The organism is Streptomyces sp. NPDC057654, assembly GCF_042800135.1.
Lineage (GTDB): Bacteria > Actinomycetota > Actinomycetes > Streptomycetales > Streptomycetaceae > Streptomyces.
Genome location: NZ_JBHVHQ010000582.1, coordinates 1 through 5,581, shown reverse-complemented (window position 1 = coordinate 5,581; position 5,581 = coordinate 1). Strand labels below are relative to the sequence as shown.

At 65.8% G+C, this 5,581-nt stretch carries 5 protein-coding genes; 2 read left to right on the top strand and 3 right to left on the bottom strand.

The genetic code is table 11. The annotated features are described in order from the left end of the window. The first annotated feature begins 152 nt into the window (after positions 1 to 152). Complete coding sequence (locus ACFU99_RS31200; protein WP_384398400.1) at positions 153 to 1,046, top strand: IS982 family transposase; 894 nt, start codon at positions 153 to 155, stop codon at positions 1,044 to 1,046. Between the two features lie 232 nt (positions 1,047 to 1,278). Here the strand turns inward: ACFU99_RS31200 and ACFU99_RS31195 are convergent, their stop codons facing one another. From ACFU99_RS31195 to ACFU99_RS31185, 3 genes are read right to left on the bottom strand one after another with little or no spacing between them, the layout of a single operon-like run. Further along, a complete protein-coding gene (locus ACFU99_RS31195) occupies positions 1,279 to 2,469 on the bottom strand; it encodes a hypothetical protein (RefSeq protein WP_384398398.1) in 1,191 nt (396 codons plus the stop codon). Continuing rightward, a complete protein-coding gene (locus ACFU99_RS31190; RefSeq protein ID WP_384398396.1) occupies positions 2,466 to 3,890 on the bottom strand; it encodes an N-6 DNA methylase in 1,425 nt (474 codons plus the stop codon). The genes ACFU99_RS31195 and ACFU99_RS31190 overlap by 4 nt, the downstream gene beginning before the upstream one ends. 18 nt (positions 3,891 to 3,908) lie before the next feature. Continuing rightward, positions 3,909 to 4,088: a hypothetical protein gene (locus tag ACFU99_RS31185; protein ID WP_384398394.1), complete on the bottom strand. Its 180-nt coding sequence runs from the start codon at positions 4,086 to 4,088 to the stop codon at positions 3,909 to 3,911. 217 nt (positions 4,089 to 4,305) lie between these two features. Here ACFU99_RS31185 and ACFU99_RS31180 point away from each other — a divergent pair, with 217 nt between their 5' ends. Beyond that, positions 4,306 to 4,857: a Uma2 family endonuclease gene (locus tag ACFU99_RS31180; RefSeq protein WP_384398392.1), complete on the top strand. Its 552-nt coding sequence runs from the start codon at positions 4,306 to 4,308 to the stop codon at positions 4,855 to 4,857. Positions 4,858 to 5,581: the final 724 nt, after the last annotated feature.

Sequence of the window (5,581 nt, the reverse complement as noted above, 5' to 3'; positions counted from 1 at the left end):
AGCGCCGGCAGAACTTGGATCCGATCGCCGACCAACGCAGCCCCATCCCACAGGCTCTTCGGCTCGCTGAACACGTCCACAAGTCGCCCTGCTAGACGAGTAGTTCCGAATGCGGGGTTCACGGACGCAGGGAGGGTGTCCAGCATCGGGTTGTGACGACCGAACTAGACACCCTCTTGACCGCACTGTATGTGCACGTCGATGACCATTTAAAGAGCCCACGGTGGCGTGGCCGTCCGCCGCGGCTGACCGACGCGGAGCTGGTCACACTGGCCGTGGCCCAGGCGGTGCTGGGCTTTCACTGCGAGGCCCGCTGGCTGCGCTTCGCCCACGCCCACCTGCACAGCCTGTTCCCGTACCTGCCCCAGCGGCCCGCCTACAACAAGCGCCTGCGAGCGGCTCTGCCCCTGGTCAAACGGGCCATCCGATCACTGGCCGCGGACTGCGACCTGTGGCTGGACGACGTGTGGATCGTGGACTCCACGCCCGTCGAATGCGCCCGCTCCCGCGAGACGGTCAAACGCTCCGAACTGGCCGGCTGGGCGAACTACGGCTACTGCCGCTCACACTCCCGTTACTACTGGGGCCTGAAACTGCACCTGGTATGCACCCCCGCCGGCCTCCCGGTCACCTGGGCCCTGGCCGATCCGAAGATCGACGAACGACAGGTGCTGGCCGCCCTGCTGGACTTCGAACCCGAACTCGCCGCATCCCGCCCCGGGCTGCTCATCCTGGCGGACAAGGGCTACACCGCCGCTGAACTCGACCGCCTCCTCGCCACCCATGGCGTGCGTCTGCTGCGGCCCTCCTACCGCAACCGCACCCCACGACCAGGAGAATCCCTGCTCAAAACGGTGCGGCAGCTGATCGAATCGGTCAACGACACCCTCAAAGGCCAGCTCGACCTCGAACAGCACGGCGGCCGCACCATCGAAGGCGTCGGCGTCCGCGTGGCCCAACGGATCCTCGCGATGACCTGCGCCATCTGGCACAACCGAGCCATCGGCGCCCCCGTCACCAGGTCATTGACCGCCTACGACCACTGAGCCACATCGGAACTACTCATCTAGCGGGTTCAAATCCCCCCGCTACCGCTTGTGAAACCCCTCTGATCTGCGGAAACGTGCATCATAGGGGTTTTTGCGTGTGGCCGGCGTGTGGACCCGTCCACACGCCGTCGAACGTCGATCGTCCAAGATCCCTGAAAATCCACAGCCTTCACGCGGTCCTACGGAGGGATCCAGCCCCTCTCGGGGCCTTCTCGGTCTCCGTGGGCCCTCACCTGAGGTACGGCTCCTCTTCCCGACTCTCAGGTGGGTCCATTTGCGGCCCCAAGGGCGTTTCTCCAACCGCCTCCAGAGTGCGCGCGACCTCGGCAAGGAGAGTGCGCAGGGTCCGGTTCTCTCGCTGGGCCGTGAGTGCCCGCGCGTGGAGCGCTCTTGCAATGCGGGCGAAGCGCGCCAGCGTCTCCTGAGGCGGCCAGGCCACCGCCGCCTGACCAAAGGTCCGGGCACTCAGCTCGCGGCCCGCAGTGCCCTGCGCGAGGTGCGCCAACTCGCGGCCTCTGGCACGGATTTCATGCAGCAGCCACCAAGCGTCGTCCTCCCCTGCGGGGTCCAGTGCAAGCACCCCACGGCTCGTGGTCACGGGCGTGTGGGCGACTGCGACATGCACCTGTCCCGCCTTGGGAACCACGAGCAAGCGGCCAACGCCACCCGGCAGGTCCGGTGTGCTCACGGTGTCGAAGTGGGGAAACGGATTGCGCAACACATCGGCGGGCGCTATCCACGCATCGCCCCCTTGATGTGCGGATGGCCGTGCGGCCGTTCCGGTCCGGACTTCGCGGACGACTCCGCCGAAGGTCTTCTCCGCCCATCCCCCCCGGTCCGCCGTCAGCACACCGAAGTGGGCGTCTGCAAGTGCGACAGCGGTGTGCGCGATTTGGTCGTTGACATCGATCCTGCTCTCAATGACACGAACCACGCGCATGGTTCGTTCACGCTCTGCCAGTGGCGGCAGCGCAACGGGCAGTTGGCGCAGTGACCTCAGCCCGAGCGTGCGTTGCACGGTGCCGACAGCCTGTGCCTCACACCAGGCACGGGCGGCGGGCATGGCGAGCCAGATCCGAAGCCATTGGGCAAGACCGAGGTCGTGGCAACGAACCAAGGCCACCGAGCGCGCGACATTCCACCCCTCGTGCTCCGGTCCTGTTACGGCGGCTTCGCCGATCCGTCCCACAAGAACTACGAGCAGGTCACCGGGGCGCAGCCGCGTCTTCGGATGACTTTCTGCCACTTCCCGTCCCACGCAGACCAGTTCCGCCTGCCGGATACGACCGTCGGTGATATCCCCGGCCCGAAGCATGGGGATGCCTTCCGGATCAGGGCGACCCGGGCGGTTGATGCCATACCCGACCACCTCCACTCCAGGCAGGTCGGTGAGCGTTGTCCACTGCGCGTGTCCGCTCACGACGCCTCCAAGATGGCGCGAAGCTCATGCTCCAGGCGCGCGGCTTCGGCGAAGTATCCGTAGAGGTCCTCCGTCAGCTCACGCACTCGGCGCTCGTCGTCACCAGCTGCGGCTTCGGCGACGACCGGCATGACGTAGCGTGCGGGCTGGAGATCGAAATCAGCTGCCTCAATCTCATTCAGGGTGACAGTCCGGCACCACCCCGGCTCTTCGCTCTCTCTGCCTGCTGACCAGTTCCTGAAGGTGTCGACGATCCGTGCGACGTCCTCGTCGGTGAGGGCGCGTCTGCCCCGGCTTACCTGCGCGCCCGCGTCCTGTGCATCGACGAAGAGGACCCGGTTCTTGGCGTGGGACTGCTTGGACCTGTCGAAGATCCACACACATGCGGGGATCCGTGTGTGCGAGAAGAGTCCAGGTGGCAGTTGAACGACAGCAGTGAGTACGTCGTCCTGCACCAGACCGGCTCGGATGCGCCGCTCGGCACCCCCTCGAAAGGACGCACCATTCGCTAGGAGGATCGCCGCACGGCCACCGGGCTTGAGCGAGCCCAGCACATGCTGAACCCAAGCGAAGTCTGCCTTACTCTTGGGCGGCTGACCGTAGCGCCAGGGCACGAACCGGCCGTGCCCATGGTCTTGCCAGGCCATGCTGAAGGGTGGGTTCGCAAGTACGACGGTGTGCTTCTCGCTGACTTCCGAACCCTGCGCAAGGCTGTCACCTTGGCCAATCCCCCGGCCCATTTCCTGGTCCAAGCCGTGGAGGATCAAGTTCATCACCGCGATCCGGCGCGTACGTGCGTTGACGTCTTGGCCGAACAGCCGAAGCGCGGGCCCAGCGTGATCCAACAACGGTCCGTGGTGCGCATCTACGTAACGCGCCGCCTCAGTCAAGAACCCAGCCGACCCACATGCCGGGTCGTAAACCTCGTCACCCGGCGCCGGCGCCATCAGCTCCACCATCGTCCGGATGACTCCGCGCGGCGTGTAGTACTCACCACCAGTCCGATCCTCCGAGAATCGCGCAAGGCACTGCTCGTACAGCTCCGCCATTGGCAACTCCCGACTCGCGCGGTCCAAGACGGCAAAGAGGTCCCGCAATGCCTGGTCCGCCCTCGGGCCTCCGGAGTACAGCTCCCCGAGAACCGGATCGTCGTCCAGGTCCAGGCAAAGCTGCCCGTAATCACCGCTCCAGGCATGCAGCGCCTGTCGGACAACCTCCTTGGATTGTCCGCAATGGCCCACCTCGTCCACCAAGCCCTGCCAGGTCGGACGCCCCTGGGCCACATCCTCGGGAACGTCCGAGATATGACGCAGGAAGACCGCAGCCAGGAGGAGCTGCTGCATCGAGTCGACACTCATGTCGCCGCGCAGCGCATCGGCGGCCCGTGCCAGCCAATCCATCAGGGACCTGGTCTCTTGCATGACACCCACCTTGCGGAGTCAGCGCCGAAAGGCGACGACGATCACGACGGCGATCGCGGCGACCACCGCGAACGCACTACCCCCATGCTGCACGGCACCGAGCACGTCCCTGGACCGCGCGTACTCGACGATGCCCGCCACGAAGGCGATGTTCATCGTCAGGGACCCCGCGAGCCACCACGGCCACGACCGACTCACTCTTGACCCACCCCTCACAGAGATTCCCCTGGGCATATCCAGCACTCTAGCAGCAGCAGACGTTTCGGGATTTACGCAGCAGACGGTTTGGGGTGATGTTGGGTTGCTGGATGAGGATCGGCAGACTCCTCGAAGGCGACCCCGCTCCCAAGGGGCACGAGGCCCCTGTTCCAGCACGCGCGCCCCTATGCTGGGAGGCGATGGGAAGGAGCCGTTGATGAGCGTTGACGCGATCATGCACACCGAGTTCCCCGAGGGTTACACGGTCTTCTTCGGTGCCGACGGGAAGGTGATCATGACTCCGCAGAGCGAGGAGCACTCCAGCACGATCCGCTCGTTGCAGATCGACACCCTCGCTCTGGGGCGTCACGCGAAGGTGACCTCCGACGTGTACCTCGACTTCCCAGCCGACGAGAACTCCGCTCCCGATCTCGCGATCCTTCGCGAGGACGCGCAGAAGCAGGGCAAGCGCTACAGCTTCGAGGACGTCCTGCTGATCGCGGAGGTGGTGTCCGTCTCCTCCGCCCGCAAGGACTACGACGACTGCACGGCCAAGTACGGCCGCTACGGCATCCCGGTCTACCTGATCGTGGACCCGTACGCCCAGGAGGTCGTCATCCATACCGAGCCCACTGGGGCCGGTTATATCGCGGCACACACCCACAAGTACGGCACCGGCAAGCTACCCATTGAGCTGGCCGACGGTCGGACCTTCAACCTCGACCTTGACGAGCTGCCCCGGCGCGAACCCGAAGCCCGCACCCGCTGACTGTCCCGTCGCCACCCCCCGGGGACAGCCACTACGCCGCTACCTCGGGGCCAACGGGCTTCACTCCCGTGTGGACGTGTCCACACGGACCCCGATCCAGCAGGACCGTACAGGATCGAAACGCCCCGATTTTTCGGGCTCTCCGGAGAAACCGCAGGTGAGACGGGGCACGCTAGCGGGTTCAAATCCCACCGCTACCGCCAGTAACACCCATCTGACCTGCGAAAACGCGGTCAGGGGGGTGTTTTGCGTGGTGCACGTGCAACACGGCGGTGTTGCACAGACGGCGCGTTTGCGCCGGCGGACTGCCCATCCCCTTGAAAACACAGGGCTTCCGTAGAACCCCTCCGCGGGATCGGGCCCGGCGGGTCCCACGGCTATCAGTGATCTCTTCGACGTGCCGCCCGAAAAGAAGAGGCCCCCGCCGACGCTCGCCCCGGGTTGCCTGTACCGCGCCCGCGCGTCTCCCCCACGCCGGACGGCTTCGGCAGGTGGTGAGTGCGCGAACCGTCCTTTGCCCGATGCGTCAGCTCTCCGACCCTCGGGCCATGGCCTTCGACTGCCGATCGTCCGAACGCCTCCGCCTCCTGTCCCTGGCACTCGCGAGCAGGGCTTTACTGGCAGGTAGGGTGCGGTTGCCGCCCGACAAAAGCGCCCTATGGGACGCAGGATCGGGCGGTAACCGCACCCTGTTGAACAGTGAACCTGGCACACTGGGCATACC